We start from the raw sequence: 17,288 nt of genomic DNA on the forward strand, positions 1-17,288 counted from the left end.
TTCTAAGTGCTAAAGTCCAGCCATTATTATCAATTTAAGTGCCGATTCTCATATTTAAGTGCACTGCTAACCTATTGAAATCAAGGAGATCAGGTTATCAGCATTAAGTGCTAAGTCACACACGCCTTGGTAATGATCCACCGTATTGCAAAAGGTGCACGAACTGCTGATCCACTTGAAGCTATGATCGTCAAGGATTTGCCGACGATCGGGTTAAAAGCATCTGTGATTCACACCGACAAGGTACGGGAAACCCTCATCCTCACTGATGACGGCGATGAGCCGGACTACGTAGTTGCAGAAGGCCAGGAAAAGCCGCTCGCATCGTATCTGCGAAATGTAGCGCTCAGTAAGGTGCTCTTGACGAGCGGCAAGATACCTTTTGTTCTGGCCAGCGAAACGCGCGGTGACGTGTTTGTCGGGATTGATGTGAAAGCAAACACCGCAGCCTTCTCGCTGATTGGAGACGGCGGCCGCGTTGCTCATAGTAAAACTTGGAATTCGCGGCAGCGTGAACGGCTGACGGCGGACCAGGTAGCAACCTACTTTGTTGAGCTCCTATCTCTTGAAGGTCCGCACCTTCCTGCGACGCCAGAAGAAATCGTGGTTCACCGGGACGGACGCGTGTTCGACAGCGAGATCGAAGGGTTAGAACAGGCTTGCGGTAAGCTCGCTGAAGATGGCGTGATATCGCCAGATTGGCGCTTGACCATTCTGGAGATCAAGAAGACCGGTCCTGTTACCGCAAGATTCTTCGACACCGATTATTCGCGAGGAGGAGAACGGGTTTTCAATCCAAAGATTGGAGTTTGGCTTACGCTCTCGGGTGAGGAAGGCTTCGTTTGTACTACCGGCCATCCATTTCGTCGCCAGGGGACGGCGCGACCCCTACATGCGGTCAGGCGACGTGGTGATCTGCCAATCCAGCAATGCCTTCAGGATGTTTTCGATCTGTCCTGCTTGTCTTGGTCATCACCGGACAATGGCAGCAGGGTCCCAATCACGATTAGACTGTGCGATCGGGTGCTATTCGAAGATGCGGCAGAATATGATGAAGACATGTTGGCCTTTTCCGGCTTCGCCAGCGATCGGTCACCGGCATGAGCGATCTCGGATTACTATCGCGAGTTCATGCGAATTTCGAAGATTTTGCAGATCTCGTGGATGACGCGCTGGCAGAGCTTCAGGTAAGTCGAACAGACGGGAGCGCGGCGAAAGAGCTTCATGCGTTGTTGGAGGAAGCATCAACCTCGTCGGATAAGTCACCATCGCTTCGCGCGATGGTATTTGCCAACATCTTGGCGAGCCCCTCAGGCAAGCCGGTTGATGATTTCGCCGATCTCGCCCGCAATCTGGCCAACCCGTCGTCAATTTCCTCCGTTCGGAAACGGCTGGGCCGGCTGTCTGCACTTCTTGAAGAAGAGCGCGCCGCACTCGCGCATCGATTGAGGCGCTAGTGACAGAGAGCTACCTCGCCGGCGCAATCGCCCAGTCGATCGAGCGTTCCCGGGCCTTAAGCGCGGTGATCGATCAGCCATATTCGAATGCCTATGACGGCCTGCGAACAATTTGCAGCGAGCGTCTCCGAGGTGTCGTGAGTACGCTCCGGGAACTTCAAGACGAAACGATTGTGGACGAGGCGCTACAGACGCCGTTGCGACTCCGGCGGTATCGCAGGGCGACCGATCGACTTAATGAGATTGAGACCATCGGTGCAACGGCATTGGCCAATGTTGGTCAGGGTTCATCGGACTTGACCCGGATCGTGCGGCGCGTGTGTGACGAGCTGAAATACCCGCTCGTGCCTCCGACTGTGGCGAATATGTCATCGTCTTATTTGAGTATCTATTCCGGTTTCAATCTCATGCTGGCCCCTCTTTTGGAGGGCCGGTTCCTGCTACACCTGCCCGATCTTTACCATGAGTTGGCGCATCCTTTTTTGGATGGAGAGAATGAAGACCGGACAGTACTCGATCCCTATCGCAACGCCTTCCTTGAGTGCCTTAAGGCGATAAAGCGCCACTTTGAGGGTCAACGCCATTTGGCCTTGCGCGAGCGAGAGCCGGACGAAGTCACGGTATATTTACACCTTTGGGAATGGCTGTGGCTCAATTATTGGTTGGAGGAGCTCTTCTGTGACGCGTTCGCCGCTCTGACTTGTGGTCCTGCCTTCGGGTGGGCGCATTATCATCTCACCGCAAAAGTCTCAGGCGACATTTTTGACACGCCCATCGGCAGGCGGCGAACCCACCCCGCTGATGATGCGCGTTTGAGGTTAATTCTTATTGGGATGCAGCGGCGTGGCTTCACGAATCAGGCTGCAGATATTTCGGTCCGATGGGAGGTTTTGGTCGATGCCTTGAAAGCGCATCGCCCCCCGGAATACTTCCGTTGCTATCCTGACGATTTGCTGAACTTGATCGTCGTGCAGGTCCAACAAGGAATCGAAGAAATGGGCGTCACGTTGGCAACACCCGGAGCGCTGACGTCCTGGCCGGAACGGCTCGAAGAAGCTTGGTCGGTTTTTTGGGAAAACCCCAACGGCTATACTACCTGGGAGAAGAACGCGCTGAAGCTCAGTATGGCGGTGGCATGAGAATCAAAAGAACGATCGCAATTTGCGGTCTGTTTTGGTTCTCGAGAAGGCGGCGTCAGCGAGTGACAAAAGCGTATCGGTGGCGCGTTGATCAGCTTTGTCGAGCGAGGAAATCGCTGGGACTTGCATCTCGGCCGGTTCCTCATCAACGCGCAGGTGGTGTGTACCAAGCAATGCGCCGGCCTGTCTGAGAGCAAGATCTTCTTGGGCCGCCATCGTTGTCTGGATTAGGCCGCGATAGAAAAACCAAGAAACTATCGAAGGGTTAAGCGGAGCTTCGTGCAATGCGGCACCATGCCGCCGCCCAGCAGTGCCGACCGAAAGCGTGTAGAGGGTCTCCAACGGAGCCCGTTGCGCGCCGAGAGTCTCCAGAATCGCTGCCATGTCCGGCGCGTTGGCTACGAGGCCACCATCGGCAAATTGATCTGTGCCCGCTTTAACGAGCGGAAAGAAAGTCGGCGCGGCGGCACTCGCCAGGACGGCGTCGGCTAGCGCGATATCTGATGCCTTCGCCCCGACAAGGCCGCGGCTGCGGAAGATTTCGGTTGTTCCGTGAGTGTAGTTTACCGCGCTTATCATCAACGGAGCATCGATCCTGCTGAGAGGTGTGTCGGCAACCTCAGCTCCCAACGTGTCCTTTATGGCGGAGCAGAGAATACGTGTGTCGTAAGGGGCACTTATCACGAGCCGCTTCAGGAAGCCGAACCTCTTTGGTTTGAAAATGACCGGGCCGTGCTTCATCATTGCTTTCTTCAGATTTGCGGCAGGCAGCCCAACTGCAAGCCCCGCAGCAAGTAATGCGCCGATCGAAGTGCCGGCGATAAGATCGAACTTGTCGGCACACGACGATCTGAAGGTTGTCTCGCAGTTGGAAAGATAGGCCGCAGTGAAGAGACCGCGATAGCCGCCTCCGCTCAGCGCAAGGATTTGGTACCTATCGTTTGTCGCTTGGGCCGCTGTGGTAGTCATTTGGCATCAAGCGCGGCGGTAAACTCGTACGGGCATTCGACGACGAGATCAGGAATGGTTCGATGGGCGGATTGACGGCGTTCCACATAAACAAACCCGCGACCATCGCGCCCAATCGAGGCTGTTGCCAGCTCGACTTTCTCTGCGCTTTCTATCTCATACGCGACACCATTTGGGTCGGCATATGTAATGGTCATGTCCAGCAGGTCGCCCCATCGCGAGGCGATCTGCTGATCCATCGCAACGATTCGGTCGCTCTGTTGGAAAGCGGCAAGGAAACGTTGGGCGTTCGTCTTCAGCTTGCCGAGGCTGGCCAATGTCGGGTCTTTCTCCGAGCGCGCCGCCGCGATCTCCATTTCGATCGTGTGCATTACCGTCATAGGTACCACAGCACTAATACAAATATCGTCTTCATAAAGGCCGCGGCTTACCGCAGCTTCCAGCCAGCGTTCGGCGGGGAGGTTTAGCCGTTTTGCAATGTCTAGTGCGCTCTGCGAACTCAGAAGATAGGGTGTCACGGTCTAGAAAAGTCGCCGCCGCCCGCCGACGCTTTGCGATGCTTTCCGCTGAGCGGTACGCAGATGTGCAAGCGCCGGATCCGTCGGTTCCAATTGAGCGAGCACTGCCCCGGCTGGCCGCCGTGTAACCGCATGCCGTCCACCGCCTTCGTAAGCCAAGCCTATGAAACCAAAAAAGTCTTCCACTGACATTAGGATATCAGCCTCTTTCAGGGATTTGATTCGACCCCTATTGGCGATCACGGACGGTACGCCTTGACGAGACGTCTTACGAATTTTAGGCACGCCCTTGTTCGCAGTTTCTGCTGGAACAATCTCAATATCGAGATCGGCAAGAAGATCGAGTGCCTCTTCTATATCGGAGCGCCTAGCCACATCTTGCATCCCCTCGAGAAAGGGGCGCAGGGCTGCCACGAGCTTTGATCGATCCGTCATTGCGAAATCCTTGATTACCTCTTTCTCATCAATGTAGTCCTGAAATCGTTCGGAATCAATGAAAACCGCTCGAAATGGCGAGCAGAAGGGTAAAAACGCAATAAAGTCAATAGTGTAATAATGGGCTTATTGGGCAGTTGGACGATGTTTCGCATACAATTCTCCGCCTCTACGTTTGTCACGGTGTCCTTAATTCCCGGACGCTTGTTTCAAAAAAACTAAGCAAAATCAGACGGCGGCTGTGCCGTTAAATTCCGAATTGTGTCGTTAATTGCAAGACTGTACCCTCTATTCCCAGACGATCTGCCTGCAAACCACACACGCTGCAATTGAAGATCACCCCTTATGTGTCAGTCAGAAATCCCAAACATCAAATTCATCAATGGCCAGTGTGCGTTCGGGTACCCTGCGGGCAACGAACATTCCGAAAATCGAAGCTCCTGGATGATGTTCCACTATAATCTGACTGCAGGCCACGAAGGTCGCGCCTGTCACCATTACGTCATCGACAATGATGATTTGGTCGGCAACCGGACGAAGATTTGCTTGGTCCTGGCGAAAGCGGATGCATTGGGCCAATCCCTCCGGGCCAGGCCGTTCTTCGCTCTCATGGGCGGCAGGCCGGTGAACTGCGGTCTCCAAAAGTTCACGAACATCCACGTCATTGCCGACGGCTTTGCACACCTGCAGCATCCGGTCGTCGTAAGCAGCGTCAGTCGGCGGTCTTGAGGGCGGGGCTGGAACGAAGGTGATGCGGCTCAAGGCCGCCGGATCCAGGTTTGCCCTTATTAGCCTGCCAATCCAATTGATGGTTCGCAGCTTATGCTGCCATTGCATTGTGTGACGGGTGTCTGGATGTTTTTTTAGATTGTGGATCGTACCGTTGGTCTTGCTGTGTGACCAACCCTTTCGGGCCGTGTACTCACCAAAATACACACATTCATGCTGCTCGGTCAGGTAATAATGATCCGGTCGCTCAATGTCTCCGATCTGACGGAGCTTATTGGACCAACTCTCGTCTGATGTCGTCATATTCGCGAACCCGGATTGCTCCCAGCGCTTCGTATTTTGCCGGCCAAGTCAGATCCGGGTTTTCAAAACAGTTGTTGAGGATGAAGAGCTTCCGTCCTTGTTTCAGCGCCTCTCTGGCCTGCGTCAATGTCCCTGATGTCTCCCCGGCTTCAACGATGATGGTTGCTTGAGCAAGGGCTGACATTGTCTTGTTTCGCTCAGGAAAAAAGTAGCGATTTGTCCGCGGGTTTTGCGCATCATACCGCTCGACCGGAATCTGGCTGATCAACAGGAACTCCTCGGCAATCCTGTCTTGAAGGGTTGTGTTTGATTTCGGGTAATAATGCCCAAGCGGCGTCCCGATTACGGCAATCGTCTGGCCGCCCTCACCGATCGCCGTCTCATGAGCAACCGTGTCGATGCCCTCTGCAAGCCCGCTTATGATCGTGAAATCATCTTTCAGGAGCGACTTGACAAGTTTCTGAGCCCTTTTTTTGCCGTCTGAGCTGGGTTGACGCGTGCCAACCACCGCAACAGATGGCGTGTCGATCAAATCCCACCAGCCCTGGAAGTAGAGCAGCTCAACAGGATAGGTCGCATCCCGGAGCCGAACAGGGTAGTCCAACTCACCGTGCAGTCGAAGGTTGAACCATCCGGCTATCCGTTGTCGTAACGTATCAAGGACACGCCGCCCTGCATTTCTGGCCTCTTCTTCCGGTACAAAGCTTGATGGCCTAGCGTCGGTTCTCAGCGCGAATTTCTCCGCTATCGATTTGAAGCTGGCATTTTGTTCACACCAAAGCGTCTCGTAGGCGCCAAGTTCCAGTGCAGCGTCGATCGTGTCAATGAAGGGACCAGCATTCCTTCTTGCCGACAATAGTGGCGTGTCTTTCATGGGGTGATTGTCATTCTTCTATAGGTACGAATCCTCACAATAGAACATATAGTGAACATTTTCAAACAGTACGTATTGATATCAAACTAACCTATCTTTGATTGCGCATCATCGCCATTTTGATCGATGTGAACAGTTTCAAATCCACGATGCGCCTGTCTTTGGCAAACGGCCTTCCGGGTCTGTAACCTTCAGCATCGGTGCCCCGGTGCGATTCCAATGCCACAAGGCGACACAGGTGCCACCTCGCGACATAAATGACGGATAGATAACACCGTCAAATCCGTCCTTGAGCAATCGCCTCCGAAGCTCGTTGTCACTGTACCCCAATTAATCAGAATCCAGCTTAAAATTCTCTTTTGAAATCAATGGCTTTTTGAACCCTTAATTCTAATACTGTCCCGTATTTGCAATACTGTACCCTTAACTGCAGGACGGTCGTCTCTGTGGATAGTTATGGGGTTTGGTTCAGCCCGTTGGAAAGAGCGTCGTGTCCCAGAAGGCAAACCTTCCATCTTTGCCCACAGTTGCGGACAGTGGATATATTGCAATTAAGGGTACAGAAATCGCCAAAAATGCGTCCAATCTGCGGAATCTGATCAACTGGGGTACAGTGACACCATGTGTTTCATGTTTTCGATCCATCAATGCACCCCTTCAGTCTAACGGAGAATATGCGGGTTCGTGTCAGCTATCGGTGGCGTCAGAGCGCTGAGGAAGATTGGAACTCCGGTTCCATTCTCTTCAAATACAAGGTTCGGCCTGGCGTTGACCGCTATGCGCTTTCGCAGTCGAAGCCGAAGCGAAAGCCAAGTGCCAGAAAACTAGCAGAGGACCGTGAGAATGACCTGCGCCGCGAGTGGGAGCATTTCGAGAAGTTGGCGCATTGGTCAGTCCGAGATTACTTTCGCGCAGGTCACAACGGGGCTGATATTCCCGACGAGTTTGAGGTCAAGACCGGGGACAGTGACCATCTGAACAACTTCAGTGCCGATTTCTGGGAGCGGAGTCGCGGCTCGTAAGGGGGTCGGCTCGATATCCAACTGAGTCATTATAGATGTGAGCCTGGAAGGCCGTCGTCATCGCCGAAGAGCAGATGGTCGGGAAGTGGTCCCTTTCCTTTGGCCGATCCCACCGGATACCAGGCCATGGTCTCAGTAACAGCGGCGCTCTCGTTGCGCGCTGTGACGAGCTCGTTCATAAAATAGTTCCCGTACACCATTCGAAGTCTGGTGGTTCGCGGGTCGAAGGTTCGCATCTGGTTGCGGTTGAGTTTGTGACGAAGTCCGTCGGCGCTGTTACCGCCGACGGCCTCGTATCCAACATGGATGACGCCGGGGCGATCGCCCGGGAGCTGATCAGAGGCACGTGCGACGAGGCTTCGGAAGTGTGATGCCTTTCGACGGGCGGCTTCGACGGAGTCGGACCGCCACGCAACGAGGCTGACGTGGTCGACCCATGTCGCGTGAAGCGGCCGCCCCTCGGCCGGCTCCCATTCACCCTTGATGGTGAAGTCCATTGTCGGCTCGTAGATTCCGATCAGCAACTCAGCCATTCGACTTGATCCAAAATAGATGTCATCATGTTTCAGGACGTTGTGCAGACGCACCCAGTTAACATCAAGTGCGACACCGGTAGCTCCATCGTCGGCCCATTCAAACGGCTCATAGCCATCCAGGAATGACTCAACGCGAGCGACCAGATAGTCATCACCCAGGCGATGAAGCTCATCCTTGAATCGAACGAGCATGATGAGTGGCCGACCAGCGTCCCAGGACCTGGCATGCGCCCGTGCCGCCATACGTTCCCCGGCCAGCCGCTCTTCGCGAGCGTATCCCGACCGCCCGGCGCGCTTGCACTCTACGGCCCAATGTGAGCGTCCACGATCGACGAATAGGTCGTTGCGCTTGCCTAACCCTGGCGCTTCCGGGACGAAGCACACACTTTCCCATCCTCGTCGTTTGTAGGTGCCGGCCACTAAGAGTTCGAAGATCCCATCGTCCGGTTGCGATAGGTTCTTTGTCATCAAACGCTCGGCCCGCTCCTCTGCGCCGTCGATCTGAGAAAGCGTTGGGAGCATTTGGCCGATCCGTCTAAACAGCGTGACAATCCGATACCCTTGGGGCATGAAAAAATCGGGACGAAGCTCGGGATCGGCATAACGCCGGGCCTGGTGCAGATACCACGTGATCTCATCAGCCCGGTCGAAAAGCGGGACACGCTTACCGAGGGCCCACTCTTCCTTTGCTGCTTGGAACGTCGCCTCCACAGCGTCGGCACGAGCTCTCCACGTGTCAGAAGGGACCAACTGCTCGAGCCAATCGGCGGCCGCTAGGATTTTTTCGTCGCGCCAGTCCTGACCATGCCTCTGCGCTATCCAAGTGATGTCGGAACTGGGGATGTTGGCCATTCCGTATTTCCACTCGACATTCAAACAAATCAAAGCCCAACGGACGGTCCCGCAACCGCACCTTCAAAGACTTCAAAACAGCGAAAAATAACCTCAAATCCGAACTTTTTTGGACGGGCACAAGACTAGTTCAAAAGAACTGTAGGCGAATTTTGACGATAGTCCCGTGGGGACATTCCATACCGCTTTTTGAATATTTGGGAGAAATACTGGACGTTATTTATACCCCAGCGAAATGCAATCTCTGTTATCGATTGCGAGGCAAAGCGTCGGTCCAGCAAATCCGCTGCTATGCGATCCAACCGCGCGTTCCGTATAGCGACGGAAATCGATGAGCCGCTGGACTGATATATTTGATTAAGCCGTCTCACGGACAGACCGACATTTTCCGCCAGCATTGACCTGTCCAGGTCCGGATTGGCGAGATTGGATTGAATGAATGTGTTTGCCCGAAGGATTGTCCGCTGATCGGAGTTGCTGAGATAGACGGTTTCTTCTGCGACTGAAGCCAGGCCCATTGCCACAAGGTCTACAATGGTCTCCTTCATGTATTGCCGTACCACCTCGCCTGAATTGGCAATCTCTTTGACAAATCGGACAAGGTTGTCGCTCGCAAATGAACCGGAATCGCTGGCCCTCGAAACCCGCATTCCAGTCAGCATGTCCGCTGCCGGCAGGCGCCTCAGAAGCTCATACCGGGGAATTTGAATAACCAGTTGCCGAAAATCCTCCGGAATGGTCAGCTTGTATGGATCGATGCTACTGTAGAGCGCAAAGTCTCCTTTGTTGAGCAGGGCGCAGCGCCCGGCTTGTTCAACCAGACCGTTTTTTTCCAGCTGCAGGCTGATTAGAAATGACGCTTCGTCGGACCGGCCTATGTCCCGCTTACGGCGCCGCACGACCTGCTGGCTGCCGGACACCACCGAGGTCGATAGGTTCTGAAATCGCCATAGTTTGATTTCACCGGAAAAAGCCCTCGGTTTCTCTGTCTCGCAATCGAGGTGCACGTAGGAATCGCAAACAGCCTCGCGCCAGTAGGAGAACCTTTCAGCGCCGTCGACGTCACCGGTCTTGTAAACAGTCACTGCGTTTTCCAAACCATCCGGCCTTTCATCCAGTCTGGAAAAATTTGTCGAAGATGGTGGCATTTTCCGGCATTTCGGCAGAACTGACAAGTCCGTGCTCTCATTTGCCGCTCGCCTGCCATTGAAATTGGGGACGAAAATGGAAGCAATTTCCCATAGTCGAACGAATTGGTTCCCAATGGCAAAAGCAGGCCTCAAGCGACTTCGGATAATAGCACCCGCATAATCTGAAGCCGTGGGAGGAGATTGATATGGCGGACATGATCGGACCGTTCAAAGTGGCGGCTGTACAGGCCGCGCCGGTGTTCATGGATCTTGATGCGACCGTGGAAAAGGCGGTCAGGTTGATCGACGAGGCGGGTCAGCAGGGCGTCAAGATTATCGCCTTCCCTGAAACCTGGATTCCCGGATATCCGTGGTGGATCTGGCTGGATGCACCGGCGATGGGCATGCAACATATTGTGCCTTACACCATGAACTCCATTCAGGCGGGGAGCCCTCAGGACGAAACGCTAGCCGATGCCGCAAGACGCAACGATATCCAGGTCATCATGGGCGTGTCCGAAAAAATAGGCGGCTCTCTCTACATGGGCCAATGGCATTATGATTCGAACGGTGACGTCATTTCACGGCGCCGGAAACTCAAACCGACCCATGTGGAACGCACGGTATTCGGTGAGGGTGACGGGAGCGACATGGTCGTTCTCGACACAGAGCTGGGCCGGGTTGGCGCCCTGTGTTGTTGGGAGCACCTCCAGCCCCTAAACAAATACGCCATGTATGCTCAGAACGAGCAGATACATGTGGCATCCTGGCCCAGCTTCAGCCTTTATCTGGGAGCAGCCTATGCTCTCGGTCCGGAATTGAACACGGCCGCCAGCCAAATGTACGCGGCGGAAGGGCAATGCTTTGTGCTGGCAGCGTGCGCAACGGTGTCGAAGGAGATGATTGATTTCCTTTGCGATACACCGCCCAAGCAGCAATTCCTCCAGGAAGGTGGTGGTCATGCCAACATCTTCGGACCCGATGGCGCCCCTCTTTGCGAGCCGATGGGTACAACCGTCGAGGGCCTGCAGATTGCTGAAATCGACCTGGCGGCAATCGCCGCGGCTAAGTCCGCCGCAGATCCGGCCGGACATTATTCGCGCCCCGACGTGTTCCGTTTGATGTTCAACAACAAACCCGCACCTGCGGTTGTGAACTTCGACGACGCCGGCACGACGCTCTCCGATGAGATCGTCGAAGTTGCTGAAGAACAAATTGCCGCCGCCGCGCAATAGCCAGCGCGTTTTGGGGGCGGCTGGTCTGACCGCTTGCTCCACATCCGATTCCGACCGACGGGAGAAGAACCATGCCACTACGAGACAGATTTCATGCATCCGCGATTGCCGTATCGGCAGTCTTGTCATTCTGCCTTTCACATTCGGCGGCACATGCTGGCGATGAAGCCACCGAATGGATTGTTTCCAATGCCGGGGCGTCCGTTAACTCTGAGTACCATGACGGGTGGGCTACAATGACCGGCGACGGCCTCACGCTCTATTTCGCCTCCAACCGACCCGGTGGTATGGGTAAAGCAAACCGTGAAGATCATTGGGCGCTGGCCAAGTCCGGAGGCTGGACTCACTACGACATCTATGTGGCTCATCGTAGTTCGACGGAAGAGCCGTGGGGTGACGCCATATTGCTTCCAGAGACGGTCAATAGCCCGAGCGTCGATCACAGCGCCTATGTATCTGAAGACGGACATTATCTGTTCTTTGCCAGCGACCGACCGGGCGGGTGCGGTGAGCTCGACCTCTATGTCAGCTACAGGGAAAACACCGATGACGACAAGGGTTGGCAGCAGGCGATTAATCTTGGCTGCGCCGACCAGGGCGGACCGAACGGAGCGGCAATTGACTCTTGCCCCATTCTCAAAGATGGCATGGTGTATTTTACGTCGTCAACCAATCCGAATCCCGAGACACTCGACTTCAAGCGGGCACCCTTCGATGCCACGAAAAGCAGTGGCGGACCGGCAGATGTGCTGGATATGAGCACGGAGTTCATGGACGCCCATTTCGATCCGCGCCACGGCCTGATCTGGGCCGGCTATCCCGAGGGTGGTCAGGGTGGAAGCGATTTGTGGCGCTTTGCAAACCATGCCAGTGAAACGGATCCGGCCAAGTGGACGAAACCCGTCAACCTGGGACCGATGATCAACTCGCCGCATGAAGAACACATGCCGTCCGCGACCGACGACGGTCGTGTGTTGAGCTTTGTTTCGGATCGTCCAGGTGGGCTAGGCGGCCTTGATATTTATCAGGCGGTTGCGCAGTAATTTACGAACTTATCCATGGAGGTTTCTCGCGGATCGCAAAGGCACGATGTCTCTCCTGGCAACAAGCACTGTTACCGCATCAGTTTTCAGGAGGTCGGCTCGATCGATGCAGATCTCATTGACCCCAGACCGCCGGGACATGATGACCTCTTGGATCTCGACATTGGAAGCTATCCGGCACTTCAAGCATTTGCCCGCGAGCAGAAATCCAAAGACGGAAACGGAATCGTCTACCCAAGCCTGCGGCACTGGGGAGGCGAATGCATCGCCGCCTTTTTCCCCGATGTTGTGACCCCGCCCAAGCAGGGTGATCATTTCAGGTATCACTGGAACGGCGATCGCATCGACTTTATCCAACAACTCACCGGTGAACGTCCGATTCTGCAAATTGATTAGTGTGCCGACCGAAACATGGACAGTGTTCGAATACCCGTGACTACTCGGATTAGCCCATGACCCCAACGCGCAAGCGATCACGGATTTCGGCATGAACGTCAAATGCGGTTTCTGCTTCGACTTCCAGCGTGACGGCCAATGCAAACCGGATATCTTCATCCGGGCTCAGACCGCCCCCTGAGCCGTCCCGGCACTGAACCCGGATCGGCAGCACCTTGTCACCGCCGTAGTTAGGCACGACAGGACCGCCATTCACCATCCTGTGCGACCATACGGTCCCGCGCTTGATGATGTTCTTGTTCAGGTCTCCCACCCGCATGTCCAGGCCCCAGCCATCGTCCTCAATCAGATCGCCCAGGAGATCATGGCTATGGGCAACAGCCTCAAGCAGCGCCAATCGATAGCGCGCCCGTGTCGCCAATACCGGTGAAAACCAGGCAATGGTGACAATCATGGTTCTGCCAATGCGTTCGCCGGCGAGCGAAGGGGGCATGGGCACGTCAAAAATAGCGGCCTTGTCCTTTCGCAACGTGCCAACCCCAACCATTGTCGCTCCGAGTTCAGGCGCTTCCCGCATCAACTCATCATGAAGCGCCCCATGGCCAAAATAACGGCAGACCTCCTCTCTTGCCTGACTATGGTTGCCATTCAATCGAACCATCTCACGGCCATATCTGGCGATTGCCGTCTCTGGCCAACGGGCCGCGTTGACGCTCAGTGCTTTTGTAATCAGGGCATGGTCACGACGATTGAGGTCCAGCCCTTCAAAGGGACCCTCTTCTTCATAGAGCGCCGTCGCGGCTTGAAGGGACGCCCGGGAGGCCAGCGCGTTGGCGCAACTTGTGCCGCGTGTTCGGTAGGTCGACGGGTTTCCCCGCTGCACAGTGGCCACATTCAAGCCCGTTCGCTGCGTCTGATCCATGACCCGAAGCCGAAGGTGGTCACCCGCCGCCATGGCGCGCACTTCGTGCTCTCCCGCATGCATGAGGAAATCCGGTTTTATGGAGCGGAACGCGCCCAGCCCGATTGCGGAGGAAAGCGCCGGCAACAACTCTCCGTCCTGCGCGACGGGAACAACGCCAGCCGGTGGACCCGCTGCAGGCGCGACCGCATCCTGTGAGGATGCCCCGACAGTGATGACATTCATGGCCTCTGCGGGCGCCATGAGTGTGCGAAGGTGGCGGTTGTTGCGCTGCGCCGCCTCGATATGTTGCTGACGTTCCTCTGTTGCGGCGTCTTCGAAGGCCGTGGCTCCCATATTGGGAATGACAAGATCCTGGGCCACGTTTCCCGCGGACACATTGAACAAAATGCCATGGTGATCGGCCCACCAGTCCAAGAGCCGCGCCAGCGAGCTGACCCGCCCCGCAAAATGCGCTCCTTTGATGCCGATTGAGAAATTCACCAGATAGGCATCCGGAGCAAGCGGCTCCTCTCCGAGAAACGCACGCGCCAGAGCCACATGGACAATGTCGACAAAGAGCCGATCGTCGGGAGAGACCGCATCGCGCGCCTGATCAACAAGGACAGGGATCGACAGAATCCTGGCGTCTTCAAGAGGGGCTCCATCTGCGATCAGATCGCCTCTCAGCATCAACGAGGCCATCGATGTTGCATGACGTCGGTGGGCCACCTGCGACAGTGGCACGAGATCGTGGACATCCTCGATGACGACCCCGCCATCAAGCGCGGGATGACCAGCGATCGGCGTGCCATCGAGGAGCACAGCGCGAATGGGCGCCTCGTCATCAAAAGGTGTAAACTCGCCAAATGGCAATTGCGGTTCGCCATCACTGACATCCGGCAAAGACTGGCCGATCGTCTGCGGAAGGATGAATTGCAGACCTTCGAGTGATGCCAGACCACCAGGTGCAAATGGATTTTGCAGCATGTCCCGCACCTGACCGCATGACATCTCCACAAGTACCGCCTCGTAGATGAAGCCGGTCTCGCTGATCGAGCCGGCGTCAATGACCGTACCTCCAAATGCCTCTATTTTTGCCCGTGTCTCGCGCTGCCAACGCACGCGTTGGTCAGCGTTGGCGGTCGGCCAAATCTCTAGCTCCAGGCGAATGAGCGCCTCGTCATCATCCGACAGCCGCTGAATGAGCTCAGCTTGGGCTTCCGGGGTTAGTCGATCCTTAGGTCCCCAGGTCCTGATCTCCGCCAGCATTCCAAAGAGATTCCACCACGGCGCTCGTCCGCGTGGCGCTTTCTCACCCGCCTGATAGGCGTTCCACATGCTCACCAGATTGCGCAGGTCCGCATCGGTTGGCATTGTGGCATAAAGTGTCGGCTGAGCATTGGCGACGTTTTCGTCGACGAGCTCTTCCGGAATTTCATAGTCGTCATCCAGGCGATCTTCGATCAGAAGCTCAAAGCCGATCGCCGCGGCCGCCCTCTGAAAATTCTGGATAGGAAGAATTGTTTCGAACACCAGCGCGCGTTCCGGAGCGATGCCGGCCGGATCCTGGCGTAACAGGAAATCCGGGTTCTCGCCCCGAAAGGCCTCTTCCAATCGGGTGAAACGATCACCAAGTCGCGCGCCCTGACCCTGACGTCCGACGCCTTTTGGCCGTCGTCTCTTATCCTGTCGTGCCTTCAGTCGATCCGCTGTCGTGGGATTAGGCAGCCGCAGTATCGGTCGATCTGTCATCTCCGGTCACACTTCCATGCTGTGAGGCCCAAGCGCTGATGCGGTCCTTGACCAATGTACGGAAGGTGACGTTGCCCTGTGCGAGCGCACGACGTCTGTGAATATCCATAAAAAAGTCCTCGGCCTCGGAAAAGTTTTTGGGGCATATCGCAGCGCGCAGGCGCTTTGCGGTATACCCAAAATTATCGTTGAACTCCTTCATCCGGAGCGCAAAATAATCTGTCATCTGATCGTCTGTTGGCTTCCCGAGCTCCAGCTTGATTTCAAACCGTCGCCATGTGGCACGGTCAAGCAGTTCGGGGTGGTTCGTTGCGCCAACAAGCACGCAGTAAGATGGCAGATCATCAAGCTGCAGCAAAAGCGTCGTCACAACGCGTTTGATTTCTCCGGTCTCATGAAGGTCTCCTCTTTCCTTTCCCAAGGCATCAAATTCGTCGAAGAACAGAATGCACGGCTCTGTGCGTACGAAATCAAACATTCGTCTGAGGCGCGTTGCAGTGTCGCCGAGGTAACTTGTGATAATTGCGTCGTAGCGCACAACGAACAGAGGCAGCGCCAACTCATAAGCCAGGCTCTCAGCCAGAGAGGTCTTACCGTTTCCTGGCGGCCCGACAAGCAGCAACCTGTGCCGTGGCTCCAGCCCGTGTGATCTGAGAACATCGGCCCGATGTTGCTCTTCAATGAGTTCGCTGCACGCCGTCTGGACCTTCTTGTCCAGAAACAGGTCTGACATTGGGCGATCAGGTTCCCGACGCTGTATGCCACCAGAACCGTCACGAAGCCGCATGGCCGGCTGAGATGACCGCCCGTTAACGCCAGGCTTCGGTGGAACAGTCAGCGCTTTCGATATCCGATCGGCGACGCCTGTATGCTTCTTAGATCGTTCATCCGCGGCGATCGCTTCGGCCGTCACGCGTACTGAATCAGCGTCGCCGGATACTCCGGCCTTTACTAAATCTATAATGAGATCGCTTCGCGCCACCAACTGCCCCGAAATACCATGCAAATCACTGCTCAGGAGAATCATAGACGGATTTGGAAAAAAGTCACCCGATATCTTGGTTTTCGCACGGATTTTGGCGAAACCGCACCGATCCATGACATCTTCGTCGTCCTTGACCTTAATTGGTGACGGGCAGTTTGGCGCATCGGCAGGGGCGAATGGGCTGTCGTGAACCGAACCGGAGATTTGTCCGAAAAATGCAGCATGTTTCTGGCGCGAGCTTACCGGTTCCGTCAACGATTGGTCGAATACCCGCGATTGCGCTTGGACTTTAGCAGGCGTTCCAGGGCGCCTCTCGCCGATACCTCGTCTACATGAAGGTCGATCTTAACCTGGCCACCGGATCCGATACGTCCCCAGCTTCTTATCAACGAATGGCCACCAAAGAGATTGGGCTGGACGGACAGGGTGTAGTACCGGTTCATCTTTCTTGATGGGTCTATTCTGAATATTGTTGTCTGTAATGACCTGCTTTCCATGCAGAATCATCGCATTGGCGGAATCTGGCGTCCAATAAGTTCTTTGAATCAGAAACGGCCCAGCGATTCATTTCACTGATAGGTGCCATCGGTTTGATCGGGATGTTCTGAGCACGAACTCTTTGAGTGACCCAGGACCTGGCCAGGTCGAACAAATGCGCCCATAGGGTGCGAACTGTCTCGTCAGATCAAAGCCGTCTCCAGAGGCGTGGCGTTTCTTCTTGGATGGGACGTGGCAGAGAACCTTAGTCGCAAAAATCACTAAACAGCTTCGCTGCTCCGTCGATACCCGTGTCCTCGCTTCGCTGCGGGCCGCGCCAGTATCTCCTCCGGTGATTGTTCCGCCCAAGAACCGTCTGCCTTCACACGACCCATCGAAACACCAACCACTGGAGATGGCATGAATGGGGTGTGAGCGGTCATGCATCCCGACTCGGCTAGAGTGCCGGGATAGGCGGATAGGCTGCAGGCTGGATGTCTTTTTAGGGCATTGCGACCCTGTACAGGAGATT

The 17,288-nt window shown here is 55.3% G+C and carries 17 protein-coding genes and 1 pseudogene; 7 read left to right on the top strand and 11 right to left on the bottom strand.

Annotated features, from left to right (window positions below):
* The first annotated feature begins 132 nt into the window (after positions 1-132).
* The 3 genes from E4M07_RS28165 to E4M07_RS28175 are packed head-to-tail and all read left to right on the top strand — an operon-like array spanning position 133 to position 2,596.
* Positions 133-1,104 (top strand): Piwi domain-containing protein, encoded by a 972-nt coding sequence (locus tag E4M07_RS28165; RefSeq protein ID WP_136661747.1) that lies wholly within the window; start codon positions 133-135, stop codon positions 1,102-1,104.
* On the top strand, positions 1,101-1,457 hold the full coding sequence (locus E4M07_RS28170; RefSeq protein ID WP_136661748.1) for a hypothetical protein: 357 nt from the start codon (positions 1,101-1,103) through the stop codon (positions 1,455-1,457). The genes E4M07_RS28165 and E4M07_RS28170 overlap by 4 nt, the downstream gene beginning before the upstream one ends.
* On the top strand, positions 1,457-2,596 hold the full coding sequence (locus tag E4M07_RS28175) for a hypothetical protein (RefSeq protein WP_136661749.1): 1,140 nt from the start codon (positions 1,457-1,459) through the stop codon (positions 2,594-2,596). Before E4M07_RS28170 ends, E4M07_RS28175 begins: the two co-directional genes overlap by 1 nt.
* 3 nt (positions 2,597-2,599) lie before the next feature.
* Here E4M07_RS28175 and E4M07_RS28180 read toward each other — a convergent pair whose 3' ends face one another.
* The 6 genes and pseudogenes from E4M07_RS28180 to E4M07_RS28205 form a co-directional block, all read right to left on the bottom strand.
* Positions 2,600-3,565 (bottom strand): CBASS cGAMP-activated phospholipase, encoded by a 966-nt coding sequence (locus E4M07_RS28180; protein ID WP_136661750.1) that lies wholly within the window; start codon positions 3,563-3,565, stop codon positions 2,600-2,602.
* Positions 3,562-4,083, bottom strand: a complete 522-nt coding sequence (locus tag E4M07_RS28185) for a hypothetical protein (protein WP_136661751.1) — start codon at positions 4,081-4,083, stop codon at positions 3,562-3,564. Before E4M07_RS28185 ends, E4M07_RS28180 begins: the two co-directional genes overlap by 4 nt.
* A gap of 3 nt (positions 4,084-4,086) precedes the next feature.
* On the bottom strand, positions 4,087-4,518 hold the full coding sequence (locus E4M07_RS28190; RefSeq protein ID WP_136661752.1) for a hypothetical protein: 432 nt from the start codon (positions 4,516-4,518) through the stop codon (positions 4,087-4,089).
* Between the two features lie 354 nt (positions 4,519-4,872).
* On the bottom strand, positions 4,873-5,550 hold the full coding sequence (locus E4M07_RS28195; protein ID WP_136661753.1) for a hypothetical protein: 678 nt from the start codon (positions 5,548-5,550) through the stop codon (positions 4,873-4,875).
* Positions 5,519-6,424 (bottom strand): DNA-processing protein DprA, encoded by a 906-nt coding sequence (locus E4M07_RS28200; RefSeq protein WP_136661754.1) that lies wholly within the window; start codon positions 6,422-6,424, stop codon positions 5,519-5,521. Before E4M07_RS28200 ends, E4M07_RS28195 begins: the two co-directional genes overlap by 32 nt.
* Positions 6,425-6,562: 138 nt before the next feature.
* Positions 6,563-6,739 (bottom strand): annotated as a pseudogene (locus tag E4M07_RS28205) (RES domain-containing protein); the annotation flags it as partial.
* 359 nt (positions 6,740-7,098) lie between these two features.
* On the opposite strand from E4M07_RS28205, the gene E4M07_RS28210 reads away from it, so the two are divergent.
* A complete protein-coding gene (locus E4M07_RS28210; RefSeq protein ID WP_136661756.1) occupies positions 7,099-7,446 on the top strand; it encodes a hypothetical protein in 348 nt (115 codons plus the stop codon).
* A 29-nt stretch (positions 7,447-7,475) separates the two neighbouring features.
* On the opposite strand, the gene E4M07_RS28215 is transcribed toward E4M07_RS28210, so the two are convergent.
* Together E4M07_RS28215 and E4M07_RS28220 are read right to left on the bottom strand one after the other, a co-directional pair.
* On the bottom strand, positions 7,476-8,834 hold the full coding sequence (locus tag E4M07_RS28215; RefSeq protein ID WP_136661757.1) for a hypothetical protein: 1,359 nt from the start codon (positions 8,832-8,834) through the stop codon (positions 7,476-7,478).
* Between the two features lie 125 nt (positions 8,835-8,959).
* Entirely contained in the window at positions 8,960-9,919 is a 960-nt protein-coding gene (locus E4M07_RS28220) for a helix-turn-helix domain-containing protein (protein ID WP_169054454.1), read from the bottom strand.
* Positions 9,920-10,179: 260 nt separating this feature from the next.
* Here E4M07_RS28220 and E4M07_RS28225 point away from each other — a divergent pair, with 260 nt between their 5' ends.
* From E4M07_RS28225 to E4M07_RS28235, 3 genes are all read left to right on the top strand, one after another.
* Positions 10,180-11,199 (top strand): carbon-nitrogen hydrolase family protein, encoded by a 1,020-nt coding sequence (locus tag E4M07_RS28225; protein WP_136661763.1) that lies wholly within the window; start codon positions 10,180-10,182, stop codon positions 11,197-11,199.
* A gap of 71 nt (positions 11,200-11,270) precedes the next feature.
* A complete protein-coding gene (locus E4M07_RS28230; RefSeq protein WP_136661759.1) occupies positions 11,271-12,242 on the top strand; it encodes a PD40 domain-containing protein in 972 nt (323 codons plus the stop codon).
* A gap of 15 nt (positions 12,243-12,257) precedes the next feature.
* Positions 12,258-12,638 carry an RES family NAD+ phosphorylase gene (locus E4M07_RS28235; protein ID WP_136661760.1) on the top strand — a complete coding sequence of 127 codons (381 nt, stop codon included), beginning with the start codon at positions 12,258-12,260 and terminating at the stop codon, positions 12,636-12,638.
* A gap of 49 nt (positions 12,639-12,687) precedes the next feature.
* Here E4M07_RS28235 and E4M07_RS28240 read toward each other — a convergent pair whose 3' ends face one another.
* The 3 genes from E4M07_RS28240 to E4M07_RS28250 all read right to left on the bottom strand — a co-directional run bounded on the left by E4M07_RS28240 (position 12,688) and on the right by E4M07_RS28250 (position 16,776).
* Positions 12,688-15,156, bottom strand: a complete 2,469-nt coding sequence (locus E4M07_RS28240) for a S8 family serine peptidase (RefSeq protein ID WP_169054456.1) — start codon at positions 15,154-15,156, stop codon at positions 12,688-12,690.
* Positions 15,157-15,262: 106 nt separating this feature from the next.
* Complete coding sequence (locus tag E4M07_RS29800) at positions 15,263-16,534, bottom strand: ATP-binding protein (RefSeq protein WP_246660651.1); 1,272 nt, start codon at positions 16,532-16,534, stop codon at positions 15,263-15,265.
* On the bottom strand, positions 16,531-16,776 hold the full coding sequence (locus tag E4M07_RS28250; protein WP_136661762.1) for a WGR domain-containing protein: 246 nt from the start codon (positions 16,774-16,776) through the stop codon (positions 16,531-16,533). The genes E4M07_RS29800 and E4M07_RS28250 overlap by 4 nt, the downstream gene beginning before the upstream one ends.
* Positions 16,777-17,288: the final 512 nt, after the last annotated feature.

The organism is Nitratireductor sp. XY-223, assembly GCF_004959855.1.
GTDB lineage: Bacteria > Pseudomonadota > Alphaproteobacteria > Rhizobiales > Rhizobiaceae > Hoeflea_A.